This is a genomic window from Jeongeupia wiesaeckerbachi, from assembly GCF_050916355.1.
Lineage (GTDB): Bacteria > Pseudomonadota > Gammaproteobacteria > Burkholderiales > Chitinibacteraceae > Jeongeupia > Jeongeupia wiesaeckerbachi.
This window is the reverse complement of the sequence record NZ_CP136946.1, coordinates 148,454-170,892: the sequence shown is the minus strand read 5'-3', so window position 1 is coordinate 170,892 and position 22,439 is coordinate 148,454. Positions and strand designations below refer to the sequence as shown.

Genomic DNA, 22,439 nt, shown 5'->3' with positions numbered 1-22,439 from the left:
CTGATGCAAGCACAAAACCTTGAGAAGGGCTTTTTGACGACCACGGTCGATACCGTCGTCAACTGGACCCGTACCGGCTCGCTGTGGCCGATGACGTTTGGCCTCGCCTGTTGCGCGGTCGAGATGATGCACGCCGGCGCGGCGCGGTATGACCTCGACCGTTTCGGCATCGTGTTCCGCCCGTCGCCTCGTCAGTCCGACCTGATGATCGTTGCCGGCACGCTGTGCAACAAGATGGCGCCGGCATTGCGTCGCGTCTACGACCAGATGCCCGAACCGCGCTGGGTGCTGTCGATGGGCTCGTGCGCCAACGGCGGCGGCTACTACCACTATTCGTACTCGGTGGTGCGTGGTTGTGACCGCATCGTCCCGGTCGATGTCTACGTGCCGGGCTGTCCGCCGACGGCCGAGGCATTGCTGTATGGCCTGATCCAGCTGCAGAACAAGATCAAGCGCACCAACACGATCGCGCGGAGCTGACCCGATGGCCACCCTGAATACCCTGATGGACAGCCTCGAGCGCGTGCTCGGCGACAAGCTCGCCAGCATCAAGTGCGTGTTTGACGAAGTGACGATCGAAATCAAGTCGGCCGACTTCCTCGCCGCCGCCACGCTGCTGCGTGATCACGCCGAGCTGCGTTTCGAATCCTGTGTTGACGTCTGTGGTCTCGACTACAGCGCGTACAAGGACGGCGTGTGGGAAGGTTCGCGCTTTGCCGCGGTGTACCACCTCAATTCCTACGCCAACAACCAGCGCCTGCGCGTGCGCATGTTTGCCCAGGACGACGATTTTCCGGTCGTACCGACCTCGGTCGAGATCTGGCCGGGCAACAACTGGTTCGAGCGCGAAGCGTTCGACCTGTACGGCATCGTCTTCGAAGGTCATCCGGACCTGCGCCGCATCCTGACCGACTACGGTTTTGTCGGCCACCCGTTCCGCAAGGACTTCCCGACCTCGGGTTACGTCGAAATGCGCTACGACCCCGAGCAGGGCCGCGTGATTTACCAGCCCGTCACCATCGATCCGCGCGAAATTACCCCGCGCATCATTCGCGAGGAGAACTACGGTGGCGTCTGAAATCCGTAACTACACCCTCAACTTCGGTCCGCAACACCCGGCCGCGCACGGCGTGCTGCGCCTGGTGCTCGAACTCGACGGCGAAGTCGTCGAACGTGCCGACCCGCACATTGGCCTCTTGCACCGCGGCACCGAAAAGCTCGCCGAGTCCAAGACCTACATCCAGTCGCTGCCGTATATGGACCGTCTCGACTACGTGTCGATGATGTCCAACGAGCACGCCTACTGCATGGCGATCGAGAAGATGTTGCAGCTCGACGTGCCGATTCGCGCGCAGTACATCCGCGTGATGTTCGACGAGATCACCCGCATCCTGAACCACCTGATGTGGATCGGCGCGCACGGTCTCGATTGCGGCGCGATGACGATCTTCCTGTACGCCTTCCGCGAGCGCGAAGACCTGATGGACGTCTACGAGGCGGTGTCGGGTGCGCGCATGCACGCCGCCTATTACCGTCCGGGTGGCGTCTACCGCGATCTGCCGGATTCGATGCCGCAGTACCAGGCGTCGAAAGTCCGCAATGCCGCGGCGATCAAGAAGCTCAATGAAAATCGCCAAGGCTCGATGCTCGATTTCATCGAGGACTTCACCAACCGTTTCCCGACCTATGTCGACGAATACGAAACGCTGCTGACCGACAACCGGATCTGGAAGCAACGGACCGTCGGTATCGGCGTGCTGACGCCGGAGCGTGCAATGGCGCTGGGCCTGACCGGCCCGATGCTGCGTGGTTCCGGCATCGCCTGGGACTTGCGCAAAAAGCAGCCGTACGAAGTGTACGACAAGCTCGATTTCGACATCCCGGTCGGCGTCAACGGCGACTGCTATGACCGCTATCTGGTGCGTATCGAAGAAATGCGCCAGTCCAACCGGATCATCAAGCAGTGCGTGAAGTGGCTGCGCGAGAACCAGGGTCCGGTCATTACCGACAACAGCAAGGTGGCGCCGCCGTCGCGTGAGAGCATGAAGACCAATATGGAGGACTTGATCCACCACTTCAAGTTGTTCACCGAAGGCATGCACGTGCCCGAAGGCGAGGCCTATGCCGCCGTCGAACACCCGAAAGGCGAGTTCGGCATTTACATGGTGTCCGACGGCGCCAACAAGCCGTACCGGCTGAAAATCCGCGCGCCGGGCTTTGCCCATCTGGCTGCGCTCGACGAAATGGCGCGTGGCCACATGCTGTCCGACGTCGTCGCCATCATCGGTACGCAAGATATCGTATTCGGGGAGATTGACCGCTAATGGTTACCAGCAATCAGGCACCGACGCTGAGTGCCGAATCGCAAGCGCAGATCGACCGCGAGTTGGCCAAGTATCCGGCCGACCAGCGTCGCTCCGCGCTGATGAGCGCGCTGCGCATCGCCCAGGTCGAGCACCGTTGGCTCTCGAATGAGCTGATCGCCGTGGTCGCCGACTATGTCGGCGTGCCGCCGATCGCCGCGATGGAAGTGGCGACGTTCTACAACATGTTCGACCTCAAGCCGGTCGGTCGTCACAAGATCACCGTCTGCACCAATCTGCCCTGTGCGCTCTCGGGCGGCTACCAGGCGGCCGATCACCTGAAGCAGAAGCTCGGCATCGGTTTCAATGAAACCACCGCCGACGGCAAGTTCACGCTGAAGGAAGGCGAGTGCATGGGCGCCTGCGGTTACGCACCGGTGCTGCTGGTGAATAACCACAGCATGTGCAACCACATGACGCCGGACGCGATCGACAAGAAACTGGCGGAGCTCGAATAAGATGACCGTTTATGTCAAAGGCGTCGTGTTCGAGGGCGTTGATCTCGACGATCAGAACAGCTGGAAACTCGACGCGTACGTGCAGCGTGGCGGTTATGCCGCGCTGAAGAAAATCATTGCCAACAAGATCACCCAGGACGAAGTCATCGCCGAGATGAAGGCGTCGGGTTTGCGTGGTCGCGGCGGTGCGGGCTTCCCGACCGGGCTGAAGTGGTCATTCATGCCGCGCAGCTTCCCGGGCCAGAAGTACCTCGTCTGCAATACCGACGAAGGCGAGCCGGGTACCTTCAAGGATCTGGACATCCAGATGTACAACCCGCACGCGCTGATCGAAGGCATGATCATCGGCGCGTATGCGATGGGCATCAGCGTCGGGTACAACTACATCCACGGCGAAGTGTTTGCTGCGTACGAGCGCTTTGAAGTCGCGCTGGAAGAAGCCCGTGCGGCCGGTTTCCTTGGCGACAACATTCTCGGTTCGGATTTCTGCTTCCAGCTGCACGGCCATCACGGTTACGGCGCCTATATCTGTGGCGAAGAAACCGCCTTGCTCGAATCGCTCGAAGGCAAGAAAGGCCAGCCGCGCTTCAAGCCGCCGTTCCCGGCGAGCTTCGGCCTGTACGGCAAACCGACGACGATCAACAACACCGAGACCTTCGCGTCGGTGCCGTACATCATCCGCGAAGGCGGGCAGAAGTTCCTCGAACTCGGCAAGCCGAACAACGGCGGTACCAAGCTGTTCTCGGTTTCGGGTCACGTGAACCGTCCGGGCAACTACGAGATTCCGCTCGGCACGCCGTTCAGCGAACTGCTGGAAATGTGCGGTGGCATGCGCGACGGCAAGAAGCTGAAAGCGGTCATTCCGGGTGGTTCGTCCGCACCGGTGCTGCCGGCTGACATCATCATGCAGTGCACCATGGATTACGATTCGATCTCCAAGGCGGGATCGATGCTCGGTTCGGGTGCGGTCATCGTCATGGACGAGACCACCTGCATGGTCAAGGCGCTCGAGCGGCTGTCGTACTTCTACTTCGAAGAGTCGTGCGGCCAGTGCACACCATGCCGTGAAGGCACCGGCTGGCTGTACCGCGTCGTGCACCGGATCGAGCAGGGTCTGGGCCGTCCGGAAGACCTCGACTTGCTGTTGTCCGTCGGCGGCAATATCGCCGGCCGGACGATCTGCGCGCTCGGCGACGCAGCGGTGATGCCGGTGCAGGGGATGCTCAAGCATTTCCGCAGCGAATTCGAACACCACATCGAACACAAGCAGTGCCTGGTTTCGGGCTACTGAGTGGGTTTGGTCAAAAATTTGCCATTGAATCGAGTCGATCATGCTGGAAATTGAAATCGACGGTAAGAAACTGACAGTCCCGACGGGTAGCACCGTGATGGACGCCGCCAATTCCATTGGCGTGCACATCCCGCACTTCTGCTACCACAAGAAACTGTCGATTGCCGCGAACTGCCGGATGTGCCTGGTCCAGGTCGAAAAAGCGCCGAAACCGCTGCCCGCCTGTGCCACCCCCGTTACCGACGGGATGAAGGTCTATACCCACTCCGATATGGCCGTGAAGGCCCAGAAAGGGGTGATGGAATTCCTGTTGATCAACCATCCGCTCGACTGCCCGATCTGCGATCAGGGCGGCGAATGCCAGTTGCAGGATCTGGCGGTGGGTTACGGTCAGTCGGGCTCGCGCTACGAGGAAGAAAAGCGCGTCGTCGCCAACAAGAATCTCGGTCCGCTGATCTCGACCGACATGACGCGCTGCATTCACTGCAGCCGCTGCGTGCGCTTTACCGAAGAGATCGCCGGCTACCAGGAGCTCGGCATGCCGGGCCGTGGCGAGCATACCGAGGTGATGAGCTTCATCGGCAAGACCGTGAACTCGGAAATCTCCGGCAACGTCATCGACCTGTGCCCGGTCGGCGCGCTGACCAGCAAGCCGTTCCGCTACAGCGCACGGACGTGGGAGCTGTCGCGCCGCAAGAGCGTAGGCGCGCATGACGGCCTCGGTGCCAATCTGGTCGTTCAGGTGAAGAACAACCAGGTGATGCGCGTTCTGCCGCTCGAAAATGAAGAAGTCAACGAATGCTGGCTCTCCGACCGTGACCGCTTCAGCTACGAAGCGCTGAACAGCAATGCCCGCCTGACGCAGCCGATGGTCAAGGACGGCGGCGAATGGAAGGTCGTCGGTTGGCAGGAAGCGCTCGAGCTGGTTGCGACCAAGCTCAAGGGCATCACCGCCAGCCACGGCGCCGACAGCGTTGCCGCGATCGCCTCGCCGAACAGCACGCTCGAAGAACTGTACCTGCTGCGCAAGTCGCTCGCCGGTCTGGACATCCGCAACCTCGAGGCGCGTACCCGCCTCGGCGACGTGCGTTTCGAGACCAAGGCGGCTGGCTGGCTTGGCCAGAGCATCGTCGATCTCGCTGCGAGCGAATCGCTGCTGGTGATCGGTTCGACGCTGCGCAAGGAACAACCGCTGCTGGCCCAACGTCTGCGCCAGTCGGTGAAGAAGGGCCTCAAGCTCGCGCTGATCAACCCGCATGACGACGAGTTGCTGACCAAGATTGCCGGCAAGCTGGTCGTCCGCCCGGACCAACTGGTCGAAGGCGTGCTCGCCGTGCTGAAGGCCGCGCTTGAGATCACCGGCAAGACCGTGCCGGCCGAGATCGATCTGGCAGGTGTTGAAGTGTCGAGCGACGCGCGTGCGCTGGCCGAGCTGATCGTCGCCGGCGAGAAGAAATCGCTGGTGCTCGGCAATATCGCGCTGCAACACGAGCGTGCCGCCGAACTGCATGTCGCTGCCGCTGCGCTGGCCGAGATCGCCGGTGCGACGCTGGGTCTGCTGCGTGATGGCGCCAACAGCGTCGGCGCCGACATCGTCGGCTTCGCAACGGGCAAGGATCTGATCGCTGCGAACAAGAAGGCTTATGTGTTGCTGCACAGCGAGCTGGCCGATCTGAAGCGCGGCGCCAAGGCCGCATTCGCCGGTGCCGAGTTCGTCGTTGCGATGACGTCGTTCGCCGACGAGGCACGCGACTACGCCGATGTACTGCTGCCGGTGTCGCCGTTCTCGGAAACCTCGGGCACCTTCGTCAATATGGAAGGCCGTCCGCAGAGCTTCAACGGTGTCGTCCGTCCGCTGGGCGAAACCCGTCCGGCGTGGAAGGTGCTGCGCGTGCTCGGCAACATCCTCGGTCTGAACGGTTTCGACTACGACAGCTCGGAAGCCGTGCGCGCCGACGTGCTCGATGGCGATATCGCCAAGGTGCTCGACAACGCACCGGCCAAGGCCGTTGCCGTCAAGGCGCAGGCTGCCGGCGGTCTGGTTCGCCTCGCCGAAGTGCCGCTGTATGAAAGCGATGCGCTGGTTCGTCGTGCGCCGAGCCTGCAGGCGACCGTCGATGCCGAAACCGCTGCGCAACTGCGTGCGAACGCGGCCACGCTGGCTCAGTTCGGTCTGGTCGCCGGCGGCAACGCCCGCGTTCAGCAGGGCGGGGCGGCAGTGACGCTGGTCGTTGCTGAAGACGCGGGCCTGCTTGACGCCGTGGTGCGCGTGCCGTTCGGCCGTGCAACGCTGGCGCTCGGTTCGGGCGTGATCGAAGTAGCCAAGGCATAAGGGGACAGGCATGGAATTTCTGCAAACCACGCTGGGCCTCAATGCAAGCCTCGCTTTCTTTCTTTGGACCTTGGCGAAGATCCTTTGCATCGTGTTGCCGATTTTTGGCGCCGTTGCTTACCTGACGCTCGCCGAGCGCAAGGTGATCGGCTACATGCAGATCCGGATCGGCCCGAACCGGGTCGGCCCCTTCGGTCTGCTGCAACCGATCGCCGACGGCGTGAAGCTGCTGCTGAAGGAAATCATCGCGCCAAGCGCCGCAAGCAAGGGCTTGTTCTTCCTTGCGCCTATCATGGTGCTGATGCCGGCCCTGGCCGCCTGGGCGGTCGTGCCGTTCTATCCGGGCTTCGTCGTCGCCGACGTCAATGTCGGTCTGCTGTACGTGATGGCGATCACCTCGATGGGCATCTACGGCGTGATCATCGCCGGCTGGGCGTCGAACTCGAAGTACGCTTTCCTCGGCGGTCTGCGTGCCGCCGCACAGGTGGTGTCGTACGAACTGGCGATGGGCTTCGCGCTGGTTGGCGTGATCATGGTGTCGGGTTCGCTCAACCTCACCGAGATCGTCAACCAGCAAGGTCACGGTATCGCCGGTGGTTCGATCCTGTCGTGGAATTTGATCCCGCTGCTGCCGCTGTTCGTCGTCTACTTCATCTCTGGCGTTGCCGAAACCAACCGCGCGCCGTTTGACGTGGTTGAAGGCGAATCGGAAATCGTCGCAGGTCACATGATCGAGTACTCGGGCATGAGCTTCGCGCTGTTTTTCTTGGCCGAATACGCGAACATGATCCTGATCTCGGCCATGGCCTCGGTGATGTTCCTCGGTGGCTGGCTCAGCCCGTTCCCGAGCTCGTGGGCGATCATCGGTGCGCCGAGCTTCCTGTGGTGGGTGCTCAAGGTCGCGTTCCTGTTGTTCTGCTTCCTGTGGTTCCGCGCCACGTTCCCGCGCTATCGCTATGACCAGCTGATGCGTCTGGGCTGGAAGGTGTTCATCCCGGTGACGCTGGTGTGGATCGTTCTGATCGGCGCGTGGATGCAAACCCCGCTGTCGCTGTGGAAGTAAGCAGGAGATAGACATGGAAAAAATTGCTCATTTCTTCAAGACCTTCCTGCTGGTCGAACTCGTCAAGGGGCTGATGCTCACGGGTCGGCACTTCTTCCAGCGCAAGATCACGGTGCAGTTCCCCGAGGAAAAGACGCCGTACAGCCCGCGTTTCCGCGGTCTGCACGCCCAGCGTCGCTATGCCAACGGCGAAGAACGCTGCATTGCCTGCAAGCTGTGCGAAGCGGTATGCCCGGCGATGGCGATCACGATCGAATCCGAAGCGCGCGAGGACGACAAGACCCGTCGGACCACGCGCTACGACATCGACCTGACCAAGTGCATCTTCTGCGGTTTCTGCGAAGAAGCCTGTCCGGTTGACGCGATCGTCGAAACGCACATTCTCGAGTACCACGGCGAGAAACGCGGCGACCTGTACTACACCAAGCCGATGTTGCTGGCGGTGGGTGACAAGTACGAAGCGCAGATCGCTGCCAACAAGGCGGCCGACGCCAAATACCGTTAACAGGGCCGATTCGCTATGACCGAAGTTATTTTCTATGTGTTCGCCGCGATCCTGCTGTTTGCAGGCTTGCGGGTGATCACCGCCAAGAACCCGGTGCACGCCGCGTTGTATCTGGTGCTGTCGTTCTTCAACGGCGCCGCGCTGTGGATGCTGATGCAGGCCGAGTTCCTCGCGGTGTCGCTGATCGTCGTCTACGTCGGCGCGGTGATGGTGCTGTTCCTGTTCGTGGTGATGATGCTCGACATCAACTTCGAGGAGCTGCGCAAGGGCTTCTGGAAGTATGTGCCGGTTGCCGGCACCGTCGCGGTGGTGATGGCGGTTGAAATGGTGCTGATCCTCACGCACCGTGCCGCGCAGATCGAAGGCGCGCAACTCGTTGAACACCCGGCCGGTTACAACAACGCCAAGGTGCTCGGCCAGCTGATTTACACCGACTACTTCCTGCCGTTCCAGCTTGCTGCAGTGTTGCTGCTCGTCGGCATGATCGCCGCGATCGCGCTGACGCTCAGAAAGCGCAAGAACACCAAGTACATCAACCCGGCCAGCCAGATCCAGGTCAAGCGGAACGATCGCGTCAAGATCGTTTCGATGCCGGCCGAAGAACGTCCGAGCGTCGAGGCCCCCAAGGCCGACGATGGTCAGGCATAAGCGGCAGGGGAGCATTACAACGTGATCACACTCACTCACTACCTTGTGCTGGCGGCAATCCTGTTTGCGATTTCCGTATTCGGCATCTTCATGAACCGCAAGAACCTGATCGTGTTGCTGATGGCGATCGAGCTGATGCTGTTGGCGGTCAACATGAATTTCATCGCCTTCTCGCAATTCCTCGGGGATGCCGCGGGCCAGGTCTTCGTCTTCTTCATTCTGACCGTGGCGGCAGCCGAATCGGCCATCGGCCTTGCGATCCTCGTCGTGCTGTTCCGCAGCCTGCGTTCGATCGACGTCGAAGACCTCGATAGCCTCAAGGGCTGACCCGATAACAAGATCGACATAACAGGTATTGCCAATGGACATGAAAACGATCTACCTGCTCATCCCGCTCGCGCCCTTGTTCGGCGCGCTGGTGGCAGGTCTCTTCGGCTGGGCGATCAGTCGCCGCGCCGCACACTGTGTAACGATTGCCGGCGTTGCGGTGTCGTTCTTGCTCTCGGCCTTTGTACTGAAAGGCATCATTCTGGACGGCGTAGAGCCGTTCAACGGCACGGTCTACACCTGGCTGACGGTCAACGGCGTTGAATTCAACGTCGGTTTCCTCGTCGACAGCCTGACCGCGATGATGATGTGCGTGGTGACCTTCGTCTCGCTGATGGTGCACCTCTATACCATCGGCTACATGCAGGAAGACCCGGGCTACAACCGTTTCTTCAGCTACATCTCGCTGTTCACCTTCTCGATGCTGATGCTGGTGATGGCCAACAACTTCGTCCAGCTGTTCTTCGGCTGGGAAGCGGTGGGTCTGGTCTCGTATCTGCTGATCGGCTTCTGGTTCAAGCGCCCGACCGCGACGTTTGCCAACCTGAAGGCCTTTCTGGTCAACCGCGTCGGTGACTTCGGTTTCCTGCTCGGCATCGGCCTGGTGCTGGCGCATTTTGGCACGCTGGACTACGCCGCCGTGTTCGCACAGGCGCCGGCGCTGAAAGACGCGATGATCTCGCTGTTCCCGGGTGTTGAATGGTCGCTGCTGACGGTCACCTGCATCCTGCTGTTCGTCGGCGCAATGGGCAAGTCGGCCCAGTTCCCGCTGCACGTGTGGCTGCCGGACTCGATGGAAGGTCCGACGCCGATTTCGGCACTGATCCACGCCGCGACGATGGTGACCGCCGGCATCTTCATGGTGACGCGCATGTCGCCGTTGTTCGAGCTGTCGGACACCGCGCTGAACTTCATCCTCGTGATCGGTGCGATTACCGCGCTGTTCATGGGTTTCCTCGGCATGATCCAGAACGACATCAAGCGCGTGGTCGCGTACTCGACGCTGTCGCAGCTCGGCTACATGACGGTTGCGCTCGGTGCTTCGGCTTACTCGGTCGCGGTGTTCCACCTGATGACGCACGCCTTCTTCAAGGCGCTGCTGTTCCTTGGTGCGGGTTCGGTGATCATGGGCATGCACCATGATCAGGACATCCGCAATATGGGTGGCCTGCGCAAGTACATGCCGATCACCTGGATCACCTCGCTGCTCGGTTCGCTGGCACTGATCGGTACGCCGTTCTTCGCCGGTTTCTATTCGAAGGATTCGATCATCGAAGCCGTCGCCGAATCGCACCTGCCGGGCGCGGGCTTTGCCTACTTCGCCGTCGTTGCCAGTGTGTTCGTGACCGCGTTCTACTCGTTCCGGATGTACTTCCTCGTGTTCCACGGCAAGGAGCGCTGGATGGCGAAAGACCATCACGCGCATCACGATGCCGATTCGCATGACGAAGACGAACATCACCACGGCCTGGGGCCGAACGACAAGCCGCACGAGTCGCCGTGGGTCGTGACGCTGCCGCTGGTGCTGCTGGCGATCCCGTCGGTGCTGATCGGTTACTTCGCAATCCAGCCGATGCTGTACGGCAACTTCTTCGATGGCGTGATCTTCATCAATCATGAAGCCCACCCGACGATGGAAATGCTCAAGGAAGAGTTCCACGGCCCGCTGGCCATGGTGATCCACTCGTTCTCGACGCTGCCGCTGTATCTGGCCGCTGCGGGTGTGGCTGCGTCCTATCTCTTCTACATGATGATGCCGGCGATTCCGGCCGCGATCGACCGCTTCTTTACCGCGATCGGCGTGCGCAAGCTTATGGAAGAGAAGTACTACATGGACCATCTGTACATCAACGGTTTCGCCGCCTTCGGCCGCGTGCTCGGTACGCTGTTCTGGAAGGTCGGTGACGTGCTGCTGATCGACGGGCTGATGGTCAACGGTACGGCCAAGGTGGTTGGCTTCTTCTCGAAGGTCACTCGCCGTCTGCAAACGGGTTACATCTATCACTATGCGTTCGCGATGATTCTCGGCGCGCTGGTGCTGATGACCTGGTGGCTCGGTGGCGTGCTGGTTAGCCAGTAAGCTCGGTTTGAATTGATAACAAGTAGGTAAACTATGACGGGTAATCTTCTGAGCCTGACGATCTGGGTGCCGATCGTCGCCGGCCTCGTCGTGCTCGCAACGGGGGGAGACCGCAACGCCAACGCCGCGCGCTGGCTTGCTGTCCTCGGTGCGCTGGCCGGCCTTCTGGTCTCGGTGCCGCTCTATACCGGTTTCGACACGCTCAACGGCGGCTTGCAGTTCGTTGAGTCGACGCCGTGGATCTCGATGTTCAACATCAACTACGCGCTCGGCGTCGACGGTTTGTCGGTGCTGTTCGTGATCCTCAACAGCTTCACGACGCTGATGGTCGTGATCGCTGGCTGGCAGGTGATCCAGAGCCGCGTGGCGCAATACATGGCCGCATTCCTGATCATGTCGGGCCTGATCAACGGTGCATTCGCTGCCACCGATGCGATCCTGTTCTATGTGTTCTTCGAAGCGATGCTGATCCCGATGTACCTGATCATCGGTGTCTGGGGTGGTCCGAACCGGATTTACGCGTCGGTGAAGTTCTTCCTGTACACGCTGCTCGGCTCGCTGCTGACGCTGGTGGCCTTCGTCTACCTGTACATGCAGGCCGGCGGCAGCTTTGTGATCGCCGACTTCCAGCGCCTGCCGCTGGGCATGGGCGCGCAGGTGATGCTGCTGATCGCGTTCTTCTTCGCGTTTGCGGTGAAGGTGCCGATGTGGCCGGTCCACACCTGGCTGCCGGATGCCCACGTCGAAGCACCGACCGGTGGTTCGATGGTGCTGGCGGCGATCACGCTGAAGCTGGGCGCTTACGGCTTCCTGCGGTTTGCTCTGCCGATCGCACCGGACGCCTCGCGCGAATACGCCTGGGTCTTCATCGTCTTCTCGCTGATCGCCGTGGTGTACATCGGCCTCGTCGCGCTGGTGCAGACCGACATGAAGAAGCTGGTCGCCTATTCGTCGATCTCGCACATGGGTTTCGTGACGCTGGGTTTCTTCATGTTCGCTGGGGGTACGCAGCTGAACCCGTACGCGGTCGAAGGCGCCATCGTGCAGATGATCAGCCACGGTTTCGTCTCGGCGGCGATGTTCTTCTGCATCGGCGTGATGTACGACCGCGTGCACAGCCGCAAGATCGCCGATTACGGTGGCGTGGCCAACAAGATGCCGATTTTTGCTGCCTTCATGATGCTGTTCGCAATGGCCAACTCCGGCCTGCCGGGTACGTCGGGCTTTGTCGGTGAATTCATGGTCATCCTTGGCGCCGTGCAGGTGAACTTCTGGTACGCCTTCGCTGCGGCAACCACGCTGGTCTTCGGCGCCGGTTACACGTTGTGGATGTACAAGCGGGTGATCTTCGGCGATGTCGCCAATGATCATGTCGCCGAACTCAAGGACGTGAACAAGCGCGAATTCCTCGTGCTCGCCATCCTTGCCATCGCCGTACTCGGCATGGGTCTGTATCCGAAGCCGTTTACCGAAGTGATGCACCAGTCGGTCAATGACCTGATCTGGCACGTCTCGCAGTCCAAGCTCCAATAAAGAGTCACCGATGAATATCATGACCTGGTCCAGTCTCAACGCTGGCGTCGCGACCCCGGAGATCTTCCTGCTCTGTGCGACCTGCGCCATCCTGTTGATCGATGTATTCCTCAGCGATGCCAAGCGCCACATCAGCTACGTGCTGACACTGGCGACGCTGGTCGCAACCGGCTGCCTGCTGGTCGCCGGCTATTCGCTGCAACCGCAACTCGCATTCAACGGCATGTTCGTTGCCGATCCGCTGGCTTCGCTGTCAAAGCTCGGCATGGTGATTGGCGTCATCCTGATGCTGGTTTACGGTCGCGGTTACGCGGCCGTGCGCGGCTTGTTCCGCGGCGAGCTGTTCACGCTGACGCTGTGCGCGCTGCTCGGGATGATGGTGATGGCGTCGGCCGTCAACTTCGTCGTGCTGTACGTCGGCCTTGAGCTGCTGTCGCTGTCGCTGTATGCGCTGGTCGCACTGCAACGTGATTCAAGCCGTTCGACCGAAGCGGCGATGAAGTACTTCATCCTTGGCGCGCTCGCTTCGGGCCTGCTGCTGTACGGCATGTCGATGATCTACGGTGCGACGCAGAGCCTGGACGTCTTCGTGATCGCGCAAAAGATCGCCAACGACGAAGCCAATCGCCTGCTCGCCGTGTTCGGCATCGTGTTCATCGTCACCGGCCTTGGTTTCAAGCTCGGCGCCGTGCCGTTCCACATGTGGGCGCCGGACGTCTATGACGGCGCGCCGACGCTGATCTCGCAGCTGATCGGCTCCGCGCCGAAGGTCGCCGCGTTTGCCTTCACCATGCGCATCCTTGCGCAAGCACTCGAGGGCTTTGCGTTCGACTGGCGCTCGATGCTGATGGTGCTGGCCGTGCTGTCGCTGGTGATCGGCAACCTGACCGCGATCGCGCAGGTGAACATCAAGCGGATGTTCGCGTACTCGACGATCTCGCACATGGGCTTCCTGCTGCTGGGCATCATGGCGGCGACGCCGGGCGGTTATGCCGCTGCGTTTTTCTACGCGATGACCTATATGCTGACCGCAGCGGCCGGCTTCGGCATCATCATGCTGCTGTCGCGCGAAGGCTTCGAAGCCGACCAGATCGCCGATTTCCGTGGTCTGAACAAGCGCAGCCCCTGGTTTGCCGCGATGATGCTGATCGTGATGTTCTCGATGGCGGGCATTCCGGTCTTCGTCGGCTTCTTTGCCAAGCTGGCGATCATCCAGGCGCTGGTCGGCCTCGGCCTTGTCTGGCTGGCGGTGATTGCAGTGCTGATGTCGGTGATCGGTGCGTTCTATTACCTGCGCATCGTCAAGGTCATGTACTTCGAAGACCCGACCGATACCGCGCCGATTGCCGCTGGTACCGATGCCAAGCTGGTGCTGTCGGTCAACTGCCTGCTGCTGCTGGTCCTCGGCATGATGCCGGATCGGTTGCTGACCGCGCTGGCGACGGCCTTGCAGTTCTCGTTGCACACTGGCCTCTAAAGCACGCAATGCTGGAAGTGATCCTTCTGGGCACATTGGCGGCGTTGGCCGCCAATGTGCCTTTTGTTTCGGGGCGTCTGTTCGGTGTGCTGCGCGTAGCCGATAAGCATTTCGGCTGGCAGTTGCTCGAATGGGCGGTGTACTACCTGGCGGTAGGCGGGATTGCGTGGCTGCTCGAGTCGCGCCTGGCTACACCACACACGCAAAACTGGCAGTTCTACGTTACGACGCTGGCGATGTTTGCCGTTCTGTCGTGGCCTGGTTTTGTCTGGCGATTTTTCTGGCGTAAACCGGGACTGTAGTCGATAGGGCGAAGACCTTGTCGAATCAACGGCTTATCGACTTGGTTGTGAGATTTTTGCAGGAAGAGCTTGCGGGATCTTAGTCCAAAAGCTAATATGCAGTCCTTCGTTAGGCACGTAGCTCAGCTGGTTAGAGCACCACCTTGACATGGTGGGGGTCGTTGGTTCGAGTCCAATCGTGCCTACCAACGAATTTGGAGATCAAATCATGTTTCGAACTCGCACCACTATCCAACACTAAACGGATAGCCGTGCTGGCAGAATGATTTGATCGAATGAAAAAAAAGTGCGGCCTGGCCGCACTTTTTTTTTGTCCTCACGTATCGTTAACGACCTGATCCGGTCCAGTTCAAAGGCGCTCACCATGCCCGTCGTCACGCTCCCTGATGGTTCCCAACGCCAGTTCGATGCATCGCTGCGTGTGCACGACGTCGCTGCCAGCATAGGCGCCGGCCTGGCCCGTGCTGCACTGGCCGGCAAGGTCGACGGTCAGTTGGTCGATACCAGCTACCTGATCGATCGTGATGTGCAACTGGCGATCATTACCGATCGCGATGCCGAAGGACTGGAAGTCATTCGCCACTCGACCGCCCATTTGCTGGCGTACGCAGTGAAAGAGCTGTTCCCGGATGCACAGGTGACGATCGGCCCGGTCATTGAAGATGGCTTTTATTACGACTTCAGCTACAAGCGGCCGTTTACGCCCGAGGATCTGGCGCTGATCGAAAAGAAAATGTCCGAGCTGGCGAAGAAGGATCTGCCGGTCGAGCGTTACGAGCTGAGTCGCGACGAAGCGGTTGCCTACTTCAAAGGCATTGGCGAGGCGTACAAGGCCGAGATCATCGAGAGTATTCCGGCCGATCAGGTGCTGAGCCTGTACCGCGAGGGTGATTTCACCGACCTGTGCCGTGGTCCGCACGTGCCGTCGACCGGCAAGCTCAAGGTGTTCAAGCTGATGAAGGTGGCCGGCGCTTACTGGCGCGGCGACTCGAAGAACGAAATGCTCACGCGCGTCTATGGCACCGCATGGACCAAGAAGGAAGACCTCGAGACTTACCTGCATCGGCTGGAAGAGGCCGAGAAGCGCGATCACCGCAAAATCGGCAAGGCGCTGGACCTGTTCCATCTGCAGGACGAGGCGCCCGGCATGGTGTTCTGGCATCCGAAGGGCTGGTCGCTGTGGCAGTCGATCGAGCAGTACATGCGTCGCAAACTGAATCAGCATGGCTATCAAGAAATCCGCACACCGATGGTGATGGACCGGGTGCTGTGGGAAAAATCCGGCCACTGGGGCAACTACCGCGACAGCATGTTCACGACCGAGTCGGAAAAGCGCGATTACGCGGTCAAGCCGATGAACTGCCCGGGTCACATCCAGGTCTTCAATCAGGGCTTGCGCTCGTATCGCGATCTGCCGATGCGCTACGCCGAGTTCGGCTCGTGCCACCGTAACGAGCCGTCCGGCTCGCTGCACGGCATCATGCGCGTGCGCGGCTTTGTGCAGGACGATGCGCACATCTTCTGTACCGAGGCACAGGTCCAGCAGGAGGCCGCGGCCTTCATCGATCTGCTGAAAGAGGTGTACGCCGACTTCGGCTTCGACGAGATTCTCGTCAAGCTGTCGACGCGGCCGGAAAAGCGCATTGGCACCGAAGAGAGTTGGGATCGTGCCGAGGCGGCGCTGGCGACTGCGCTCGAATCCAAGGGTTTGACGTTCGAGTATCTGCCGGGCGAGGGCGCGTTCTACGGCCCCAAGATCGAGTTCACGCTGAAAGATTGCCTGGGCCGGTTGTGGCAATGTGGCACTTTGCAGATCGACCCGAACCTGCCCGAGCGCCTCGGCGCCGAGTACGTTGGTGAAGACAACGCCAAGCACCGGCCGATCATGCTGCACCGTGCGGTGCTCGGTTCGCTGGAGCGCTTCATCGGCATCCTGATCGAAAACCACGCCGGCGCCTTCCCGTTCTGGCTGGCGCCGACGCAGTTTGTCGTGATGAATATTTCCGAGTCGCAGCGCGAATACGCCGAATCGGTCGCCAAATTGCTGGGGCAACGAGGCTTCCGTGGTGACGCCGACTTGAGGAACGAGAAAATAACCTATAAAATTCGCGAACATAGCTTGCAACGCCTTCCCTACCAGCTCATCGTGGGCGACAAGGAGAAGGAGGCAGGCTTGGTGGCCGTGCGTAGCCGCAGTGGCGAGGATCTCGGGCAAATGACGCTTGAGGCGCTGATTGAGCGCTTCAATGGCGAACTGCTCTGAGGCTGTCCTCTGAAACGCACGGTTTTTCTTTTTCCGGATTTGGAGAACTGCAATAGCTGCGCAAGACAAAGAACCGCGAATCAACGGTGAAATCACCGGCCGCGAAGTGCGACTGCAAGGGGCCGAGGGTGAACAACTCGGTATCGTAAGCCTGTTCCAGGCGATGTCGATGGCTGAAGAAGCCGAACTCGATCTGGTTGAAATCGCCCCGAACGCGCAGCCGCCCGTTTGCCGCCTGATGGACTACGGCAAGTTCAAGTTCCAAGAGTCGAAGAAGAAGGCGGCGGCCAAGGCGAAGCAGAAGCAAATCCAGGTCAAGGAAGTCAAGTTCCGCCCGGGGACCGACGAAAACGATTACCAGGTCAAGCTGCGTAATCTGGTTCGCTTCCTCGAGGAAGGTGACAAGGCCAAGATCACGTTGCGTTTTCGCGGTCGTGAAATGGCCCACCAGGAAATCGGCATGGCGCAGCTCAAGCGCGTCGAGGCCGACCTGACCGAACTGGCCGTGGTTGAGCAGTATCCGCGCCTTGAAGGCCGGCAAATGGTGATGATGCTGGCGCCGAAGAAGAAGTAAGCGCTAGCGGTTCACAAGCATAACGGCGTGGCGACAGCCGCCGTCGAGTTCCGGAAACGGAATCGTTGTCGCAACAAAAGCGGGGTGGCGGGCTTTAAGTCTCTTTGGAGCGCCTGTTGCCCAATCCAACACAACTTGGAGTGCATTCCATGCCCAAGATGAAGACCAAGAGTAGCGCCAAGAAGCGCTTCAAGGTTCTTGGCGGCGGCGGCGTTAAGCGCAGCCACGCGTTCAAGCGCCACATCCTTACCAAGAAAACCACCAAAACCAAGCGCCAGCTGCGTGGCACTTCCATGGTCGACGCGTCGAACATGGGCCATGTACGCGCAATGTTGCCCTACGCGTAACTAAAGGAGAAAGAATATGCCTCGCGTTAAACGTGGTGTAACAGCCCGCGCACGTCACAAAAAAATCCTGAAACTTGCAAAGGGCTATCGCGGCCGTCGCAAGAACGTATACCGCGTTGCCAAGCAAGCGGTAATGAAGGCTGGCCAATACGCCTACCGTGACCGTCGTCAAAGGAAGCGTCAGTTCCGTACTCTGTGGATCGCCCGTATCAACGCGGCTTCCCGTGAGTGTGGTCTGGCGTACAGCCGCTTCATGAACGGTCTGAAGAAGGCCGGTATTGAAGTTGACCGCAAGGTGCTGGCGGATCTCGCCGTGTTCGACAAGCCGGCTTTTGCCAAGTTTGTTGAGCAAGCCAAGGTTAGCCTCGCTGCCTGATCGGTAAGTGCTTGAAGAGGGAGGCTTTCCGGCCTCCCTTTTTTATTCCCGTCGTTTGGGCAGTTTTGCCAAACCGGCGCCGACGAGATGCGATTCCCGAGCGTTCTGAACAGAACCTTCGTGAATCGTTTTTCCTGACCCATCCGGGACCCGACCATGGTTGCGAACGTACAAACCCTTCTCGATGAAGGCCTGGCCGCGCTGGCGGCGACGAACGACGCGCAAGAGCTCGAGAACGCCAAAGCGCGTTACATCGGCAAGGAAGGCGCGATCACCGCCTTGCTGCGTCAGCTGGGCGCCTTGCCGCCGGAAGAAAAGAAAACCTTTGGCGCCACGGTCAATCAGGCCAAGCAGGCATTCGAAGCCGCGCTGCAGGCCCGCCGTGATGCGCTGGCCGCCGACAAGCTGGCACGTCAACTGGCCGCCGAAGCGCTCGATGTCACCTTGCCCGGTCGCGGTTTGCCGTCGGGTGGTCTGCATCCGGTGACGCTGGTACAGCAACGCATCGAAGCACTGTTCCGTTCGATCGGCTTCGACGTCGCGGACGGTCCGGAAATCGAGAACGATTTCCACAATTTCGAAGCGCTGAATATCCCCAAGGATCACCCCGCCCGGGCGATGGCCGATACCTTCTATATCGAAGGCGAAGCCGGCGGTGAGCCGCTGGTGCTGCGCACGCACACCAGCCCGATCCAGGTGCGCTACATGCTGAACAATCAGCCGCCGATCAAGATCATTGCGCCGGGTCGCGTCTATCGCGTCGATTCGGATGCGACGCACTCGCCGATGTTCCATCAGATGGAAGGCCTGTGGGTCGAAGAGGGCGTGTCGTTTGCCGACCTCAAGAGCGTGATCGTCGATTTCCTGCGCAACTTCTTCGAGCGCGATGATCTGCAAGTGCGCTTCCGCCCGTCGTTCTTCCCGTTCACCGAACCGTCGGCCGAGATCGATGTGCTCGGCGAGCGCGGCTGGCTTGAAGTCGGTGGCTGCGGCATGGTGCACCCGAACGTGCTGAAGAACGTCGGCATCGATGCCGAGAAATACACCGGCTTTGCCTTCGGTATCGGTCTCGATCGTTTTGCGATGCTCTATTACGGCGTCAACGACCTGCGCTTGTTCTTCGAGAACGATCTGTCGTTCCTCGGCCAGTTCGAATAAGTCACTGCATTTCCCGAATTCCTTTTCCCATGCCTGAATGCGGCTGCCGCGAAGCGGTGGCTGCACTGATCGGAGCAAGCGATGAAATTTTCCGAACAATGGCTGCGCAGCTGGGTCGATCCCCAGCTTGATTCCGAGCAACTGGCGCACCTGCTGACGATGGCCGGCCTTGAGGTCGAAGAAAACGAACCGGCTGCGCCGGCTTTCGATAACGTCTTTGTCGCCGAGGTGCTGTCGATTGCCAAGCATCCGGACGCCGATCGCCTCAATATCTGCAGCGTCAATGTCGGCGAGGCCGAGCCGATCACCATCGTCTGCGGCGCGCCGAACGTGGCTGCGGGCCTGAAAGTGCCGTGCGCGCGCATCGGTGCGAACCTGCCCGGCGACTTCAAGATCAAGCGTGCCAAGGTGCGCGGTGTCGAATCGTCCGGCATGCTCTGTGCCGGCGACGAACTGGGCATTCCCGATGACGCCGATGGTTTGTTGATCCTGCCGGCCGATGCGCCGGTCGGTATGCCGATCCGCGATTATCTGAATCTTGACGACCGCCTGCTGACGCTGAAGCTCACGCCGAATCGCGCCGACTGCCTGTCGATCAAGGGCATCGCCCGCGAAGTCGCGGCACTGACCGGTGCCGAGGCCAAGCCTGTCGTTGCGCCGGCCGTTGCGCCGACCTTGGACGATGTGCGCACGGTCTCGCTGCGGGCTGGCGAGGCTTGCCCGCGCTACCTTGGTCGCGTGCTGCGCAACGTCAATACCCAAGCCGCAACACCGGACTGGATGAAACAGCGCCTGTTACGCTCCGGCATCCGTTCTATTTCGCCCGTCGTCGACGTGACCAATTACGTGCTGCTTGAGCAGGGCCAGCCGATGCACGCTTTCGATCTGGCCAAGATCGACGGCGGTATCCATGTCCGTTTCGCCGTCGCCGGTGAAGCGTTGACGCTGCTGAATGAAAAAGAAATCAAGCTCGACGCCGACATGCTCGTCATTGCTGACGACAAGAAGGCGCTGGCGCTGGCCGGTGTGATGGGCGGGCTGGATTCGTCGGTCGGTGATGCCACGCGTGAGCTCTTCCTTGAGTCGGCGTACTTCGCCCCGGCGGTGATCGCCGGCAAGGGCCGTCGCCTGGGCTTCTCGTCCGATAGCGCGCACCGCTTCGAGCGGGGCGTCGACTTCGGCGCCTGCCGCGATGCCCTTGAGCGCGCGACACAGCTGATTCTCGAGATCTGCGGCGGCGATGCCGGCCCGGTGACCGAGGCTGTCGCCGAGTTGCCGGCGCGCAAGCCGGTGGCGCTGCGCGTCTCGCGCGTTGCCAAGGTGCTTGGCGTGCAGCTGGCCGCTGAAGAGATCGTCGCCATCCTCGGCCGCATCGGCCTGCCGACGGCGCTGGCAGGTGATGTGATTACCGTGACGCCGCCAAGCTTCCGCTTCGATATCGAGATCGAGGAAGACCTGATCGAGGAAGTCGCCCGCGTCTACGGCTACGAAAACATCCCGGTCGCCGCATCGAATGCCAAGCTGGCGATGTTGCCGCTGCCGGGCGATGCGCGCTGCAAGATGGCGTTGAAGCACCTGCTGGTGGCGCGCGACTACCGCGAGGCGATCAACTACGCCTTTGTCGAAGCCAAGTGGGAGGCCGATTTTGCGGCCAATGCGACGCCAGTGAAGCTGATCAATCCGATTGCCAGCCAGATGAGCGTGATGCGCTCGACGCTGATCGGTGGCCTCGTTGCCGCGCTCAAGCATAATCTCAACCGCAAACAAGAGCGCGTGCGCCTGTTCGAAGTGGCGCGCGTTTTCAACGGCGTGGCCGCGGAAGTGCAGCCAGAGCGCATTAGCGCACTGGCATGGGGTGCACGTGCGCCCGAGCAGTGGGGCACGGGCAAGGACAAGGTCGATTTCTTCGATCTCAAGGCCGATGTCGAAGCGCTGATCGCACCGCGCGTAGCCGAATTCCGTCGCGCGAATCACCCTGCGCTGCATCCGGGCCGCGCGGCCGAAGTGGTGCTCGATGGCGCCGTGATCGGCGTGCTCGGCGAGCTGCATCCGCAGTGGGTACAGGCGTACGAACTGGGTCAGGCGCCGGTGTTGTTCGAGCTGGATGTCGCCGCCCTGTTGTCGGTGCAGCGGATCAAGGCCGAAGCGGTATCGAAGTTCCAACCGGTTCGCCGTGACCTTGCGCTGGTCGTCGATGAGAGCGTGTCGGTGGCCGAGCTGCAGGCCGCGTTCGCAACGGTGAAGAACCCGATCGTGACCGAAGTGGCCTTGTTCGACGTGTATCGTGGCAAGGGTGTCGAGGATGGGAAAAAGAGCCTTGCTTTCAAGGTGTTAATCCAAGATACTCGGAAAACTTTGACCGATGATGAGGTCGATGCCGCCGTGAATCAGCTGCTGCGCAAGGCAGAAACGTGCGGCGCGATGTTGAGGGCGTAATGCAGTACGGAACTACCACAATGACGCTGACCAAGGCCGACCTTGCCGACATGTTGTTCGACAAGGTAGGTCTCAACAAGCGCGAAGCAAAAGACATGGTCGAGGCGTTTTTCGAAGAGATTCGCCTCTCGCTGGCCGATGGGGACGTCGTGAAGTTGTCGGGTTTTGGCAACTTCCAGCTGCGCGACAAGCCGCAGCGCCCCGGGCGCAATCCCAAGACCGGGGAAGAGATCCCGATTTCCGCCCGCCGGGTGGTGACCTTTCACGCCAGCCAGAAGCTCAAGGGCTTAGTCGAAATCCACTATGCAAAGCACCAGCAACGTCGTTCCGACCAATGAACTGCCGTCGATCCCGGCCAAGCGCTACTTCACCATCGGTGAGGTAAGCGAGCTGTGCGGCGTTAAGCCGCACGTGCTGCGCTACTGGGAGCAGGAGTTCACGCAGCTCAAGCCGGTGAAACGGCGGGGCAACCGCCGCTATTACCAGCATCACGAAGTGCTGCTGGTGCGGCGGATTCGATCGCTGCTGTACGAGCAGGGCTTCACGATCAGCGGCGCGCGCAACCAGCTCGCGCATCTGGGCGAGGGCACGGCCGGCAGCAATGAAGTGACTGCGTCGGTACGGCAGGAACTACAATCCTTGCTCGACTGGCTCAAGCTCTAGCGCGGCGGCTGCGAAGTCGTTATACTTCGCAGCTCTCGGAATGTAGCGCAGCCTGGTAGCGCACTTGCATGGGGTGCAAGGGGTCGCGAGTTCGAATCCCGCCATTCCGACCAATGAAAACAAGGGCTTACAAACTTCGGTTTGTAAGCCCTTGTTGCATTTCTAGCCTGGAACCCGCATTCGGGCACAACTTCGGGTACAACCTCGCTGACCATAGGCCCTGAGTGGATGTTGGCTGTCCAA

Annotated in this window: 22 protein-coding genes and 2 tRNA genes; all 24 read left to right on the top strand. The window is 60.6% G+C overall.

The features are described 5' to 3' along the window. Window positions 1-3: 3 nt before the first annotated feature. The 24 genes from R0382_RS00825 (at window position 4) to R0382_RS00710 (ending at window position 22,309) form a co-directional block, all read left to right on the top strand. Window positions 4-480, top strand: a complete 477-nt coding sequence (locus R0382_RS00825) for a NuoB/complex I 20 kDa subunit family protein (protein WP_189458291.1) — start codon at window positions 4-6, stop codon at window positions 478-480. Between the two features lie 4 nt (window positions 481-484). After that, the gene (locus R0382_RS00820; protein WP_432721632.1) at window positions 485-1,078 is read left to right on the top strand and encodes an NADH-quinone oxidoreductase subunit C; all 594 of its coding nucleotides are present in this window, start codon (window positions 485-487) and stop codon (window positions 1,076-1,078) included. Continuing rightward, a complete protein-coding gene (locus R0382_RS00815) occupies window positions 1,068-2,324 on the top strand; it encodes an NADH-quinone oxidoreductase subunit D (RefSeq protein WP_432721631.1) in 1,257 nt (418 codons plus the stop codon). Before R0382_RS00820 ends, R0382_RS00815 begins: the two co-directional genes overlap by 11 nt. After that, entirely contained in the window at window positions 2,324-2,821 is a 498-nt protein-coding gene (gene nuoE, locus R0382_RS00810) for an NADH-quinone oxidoreductase subunit NuoE (RefSeq protein WP_432721629.1), read from the top strand. The genes R0382_RS00815 and nuoE overlap by 1 nt, the downstream gene beginning before the upstream one ends. Window position 2,822: 1 nt before the next feature. Then, entirely contained in the window at window positions 2,823-4,112 is a 1,290-nt protein-coding gene (gene nuoF, locus R0382_RS00805) for an NADH-quinone oxidoreductase subunit NuoF (RefSeq protein WP_432721627.1), read from the top strand. 40 nt (window positions 4,113-4,152) lie between these two features. Beyond that, the gene (nuoG, locus tag R0382_RS00800) at window positions 4,153-6,444 is read left to right on the top strand and encodes an NADH-quinone oxidoreductase subunit NuoG (protein WP_432721625.1); all 2,292 of its coding nucleotides are present in this window, start codon (window positions 4,153-4,155) and stop codon (window positions 6,442-6,444) included. Window positions 6,445-6,454: 10 nt separating this feature from the next. Then, window positions 6,455-7,507: an NADH-quinone oxidoreductase subunit NuoH gene (gene nuoH / locus R0382_RS00795; protein WP_432721623.1), complete on the top strand. Its 1,053-nt coding sequence runs from the start codon at window positions 6,455-6,457 to the stop codon at window positions 7,505-7,507. Window positions 7,508-7,520: 13 nt separating this feature from the next. Next, complete coding sequence (nuoI, locus tag R0382_RS00790) at window positions 7,521-8,012, top strand: NADH-quinone oxidoreductase subunit NuoI (protein WP_203538543.1); 492 nt, start codon at window positions 7,521-7,523, stop codon at window positions 8,010-8,012. A 15-nt stretch (window positions 8,013-8,027) separates the two neighbouring features. After that, window positions 8,028-8,660 (top strand): NADH-quinone oxidoreductase subunit J, encoded by a 633-nt coding sequence (locus R0382_RS00785; protein WP_432721621.1) that lies wholly within the window; start codon window positions 8,028-8,030, stop codon window positions 8,658-8,660. 21 nt (window positions 8,661-8,681) lie between these two features. After that, window positions 8,682-8,987 (top strand): NADH-quinone oxidoreductase subunit NuoK, encoded by a 306-nt coding sequence (gene nuoK / locus R0382_RS00780; protein ID WP_070531159.1) that lies wholly within the window; start codon window positions 8,682-8,684, stop codon window positions 8,985-8,987. A 34-nt stretch (window positions 8,988-9,021) separates the two neighbouring features. Further along, window positions 9,022-11,067: an NADH-quinone oxidoreductase subunit L gene (nuoL, locus tag R0382_RS00775; protein ID WP_432721618.1), complete on the top strand. Its 2,046-nt coding sequence runs from the start codon at window positions 9,022-9,024 to the stop codon at window positions 11,065-11,067. A gap of 33 nt (window positions 11,068-11,100) precedes the next feature. Then, window positions 11,101-12,600: an NADH-quinone oxidoreductase subunit M gene (locus R0382_RS00770; RefSeq protein WP_432721616.1), complete on the top strand. Its 1,500-nt coding sequence runs from the start codon at window positions 11,101-11,103 to the stop codon at window positions 12,598-12,600. Between the two features lie 19 nt (window positions 12,601-12,619). Further along, window positions 12,620-14,077: an NADH-quinone oxidoreductase subunit NuoN gene (nuoN, locus tag R0382_RS00765; RefSeq protein ID WP_432724195.1), complete on the top strand. Its 1,458-nt coding sequence runs from the start codon at window positions 12,620-12,622 to the stop codon at window positions 14,075-14,077. A gap of 8 nt (window positions 14,078-14,085) precedes the next feature. Next, window positions 14,086-14,379, top strand: a complete 294-nt coding sequence (locus R0382_RS00760; RefSeq protein WP_432721614.1) for a DUF2818 family protein — start codon at window positions 14,086-14,088, stop codon at window positions 14,377-14,379. 111 nt (window positions 14,380-14,490) lie between these two features. Next, a tRNA-Val gene (locus tag R0382_RS00755) sits at window positions 14,491-14,567 on the top strand. Between the two features lie 176 nt (window positions 14,568-14,743). After that, window positions 14,744-16,642 carry a threonine--tRNA ligase gene (gene thrS / locus R0382_RS00750; RefSeq protein ID WP_432721612.1) on the top strand — a complete coding sequence of 633 codons (1,899 nt, stop codon included), beginning with the start codon at window positions 14,744-14,746 and terminating at the stop codon, window positions 16,640-16,642. A 37-nt stretch (window positions 16,643-16,679) separates the two neighbouring features. Then, complete coding sequence (gene infC, locus R0382_RS00745; protein ID WP_189458679.1) at window positions 16,680-17,216, top strand: translation initiation factor IF-3; 537 nt, start codon at window positions 16,680-16,682, stop codon at window positions 17,214-17,216. Between the two features lie 149 nt (window positions 17,217-17,365). After that, a complete protein-coding gene (gene rpmI, locus R0382_RS00740; protein WP_432721610.1) occupies window positions 17,366-17,563 on the top strand; it encodes a 50S ribosomal protein L35 in 198 nt (65 codons plus the stop codon). A gap of 16 nt (window positions 17,564-17,579) precedes the next feature. Then, a complete protein-coding gene (gene rplT, locus R0382_RS00735) occupies window positions 17,580-17,939 on the top strand; it encodes a 50S ribosomal protein L20 (RefSeq protein WP_200916926.1) in 360 nt (119 codons plus the stop codon). 156 nt (window positions 17,940-18,095) lie between these two features. Further along, the gene (pheS, locus tag R0382_RS00730) at window positions 18,096-19,097 is read left to right on the top strand and encodes a phenylalanine--tRNA ligase subunit alpha (RefSeq protein WP_432721607.1); all 1,002 of its coding nucleotides are present in this window, start codon (window positions 18,096-18,098) and stop codon (window positions 19,095-19,097) included. An 81-nt stretch (window positions 19,098-19,178) separates the two neighbouring features. Then, complete coding sequence (gene pheT / locus R0382_RS00725; protein ID WP_432721605.1) at window positions 19,179-21,533, top strand: phenylalanine--tRNA ligase subunit beta; 2,355 nt, start codon at window positions 19,179-19,181, stop codon at window positions 21,531-21,533. A 20-nt stretch (window positions 21,534-21,553) separates the two neighbouring features. Continuing rightward, window positions 21,554-21,871: an integration host factor subunit alpha gene (locus R0382_RS00720; protein WP_189458308.1), complete on the top strand. Its 318-nt coding sequence runs from the start codon at window positions 21,554-21,556 to the stop codon at window positions 21,869-21,871. After that, window positions 21,837-22,196, top strand: a complete 360-nt coding sequence (locus tag R0382_RS00715) for a MerR family transcriptional regulator (RefSeq protein ID WP_432721602.1) — start codon at window positions 21,837-21,839, stop codon at window positions 22,194-22,196. Before R0382_RS00720 ends, R0382_RS00715 begins: the two co-directional genes overlap by 35 nt. 36 nt (window positions 22,197-22,232) lie before the next feature. After that, window positions 22,233-22,309 (top strand) — tRNA-Pro (locus R0382_RS00710). Window positions 22,310-22,439: the final 130 nt, after the last annotated feature.

What these genes read in the sequence shown, in the direction of transcription:
- R0382_RS00715 (WP_432721602.1), top strand. Translation starts at nt 21,837, where the DNA reads ATGCAAAGCACCAGCAACGTCGTTCCGACCAATGAACTGCCGTCGATC.
- nuoN (WP_432724195.1), top strand. Translation starts at nt 12,620, where the DNA reads ATGACCTGGTCCAGTCTCAACGCTGGCGTCGCGACCCCGGAGATCTTC.
- thrS (WP_432721612.1), top strand. Translation starts at nt 14,744, where the DNA reads ATGCCCGTCGTCACGCTCCCTGATGGTTCCCAACGCCAGTTCGATGCA.
- R0382_RS00820 (WP_432721632.1), top strand. Translation starts at nt 485, where the DNA reads ATGGCCACCCTGAATACCCTGATGGACAGCCTCGAGCGCGTGCTCGGC.
- pheT (WP_432721605.1), top strand. Translation starts at nt 19,179, where the DNA reads ATGAAATTTTCCGAACAATGGCTGCGCAGCTGGGTCGATCCCCAGCTT.
- R0382_RS00825 (WP_189458291.1), top strand. Translation starts at nt 4, where the DNA reads ATGCAAGCACAAAACCTTGAGAAGGGCTTTTTGACGACCACGGTCGAT.
- nuoG (WP_432721625.1), top strand. Translation starts at nt 4,153, where the DNA reads ATGCTGGAAATTGAAATCGACGGTAAGAAACTGACAGTCCCGACGGGT.
- R0382_RS00770 (WP_432721616.1), top strand. Translation starts at nt 11,101, where the DNA reads ATGACGGGTAATCTTCTGAGCCTGACGATCTGGGTGCCGATCGTCGCC.
- R0382_RS00760 (WP_432721614.1), top strand. Translation starts at nt 14,086, where the DNA reads ATGCTGGAAGTGATCCTTCTGGGCACATTGGCGGCGTTGGCCGCCAAT.
- nuoF (WP_432721627.1), top strand. Translation starts at nt 2,823, where the DNA reads ATGACCGTTTATGTCAAAGGCGTCGTGTTCGAGGGCGTTGATCTCGAC.
- pheS (WP_432721607.1), top strand. Translation starts at nt 18,096, where the DNA reads ATGGTTGCGAACGTACAAACCCTTCTCGATGAAGGCCTGGCCGCGCTG.
- nuoI (WP_203538543.1), top strand. Translation starts at nt 7,521, where the DNA reads ATGGAAAAAATTGCTCATTTCTTCAAGACCTTCCTGCTGGTCGAACTC.
- R0382_RS00720 (WP_189458308.1), top strand. Translation starts at nt 21,554, where the DNA reads ATGACGCTGACCAAGGCCGACCTTGCCGACATGTTGTTCGACAAGGTA.
- rplT (WP_200916926.1), top strand. Translation starts at nt 17,580, where the DNA reads ATGCCTCGCGTTAAACGTGGTGTAACAGCCCGCGCACGTCACAAAAAA.
- rpmI (WP_432721610.1), top strand. Translation starts at nt 17,366, where the DNA reads ATGCCCAAGATGAAGACCAAGAGTAGCGCCAAGAAGCGCTTCAAGGTT.
- nuoE (WP_432721629.1), top strand. Translation starts at nt 2,324, where the DNA reads ATGGTTACCAGCAATCAGGCACCGACGCTGAGTGCCGAATCGCAAGCG.
- R0382_RS00785 (WP_432721621.1), top strand. Translation starts at nt 8,028, where the DNA reads ATGACCGAAGTTATTTTCTATGTGTTCGCCGCGATCCTGCTGTTTGCA.
- nuoL (WP_432721618.1), top strand. Translation starts at nt 9,022, where the DNA reads ATGGACATGAAAACGATCTACCTGCTCATCCCGCTCGCGCCCTTGTTC.
- nuoH (WP_432721623.1), top strand. Translation starts at nt 6,455, where the DNA reads ATGGAATTTCTGCAAACCACGCTGGGCCTCAATGCAAGCCTCGCTTTC.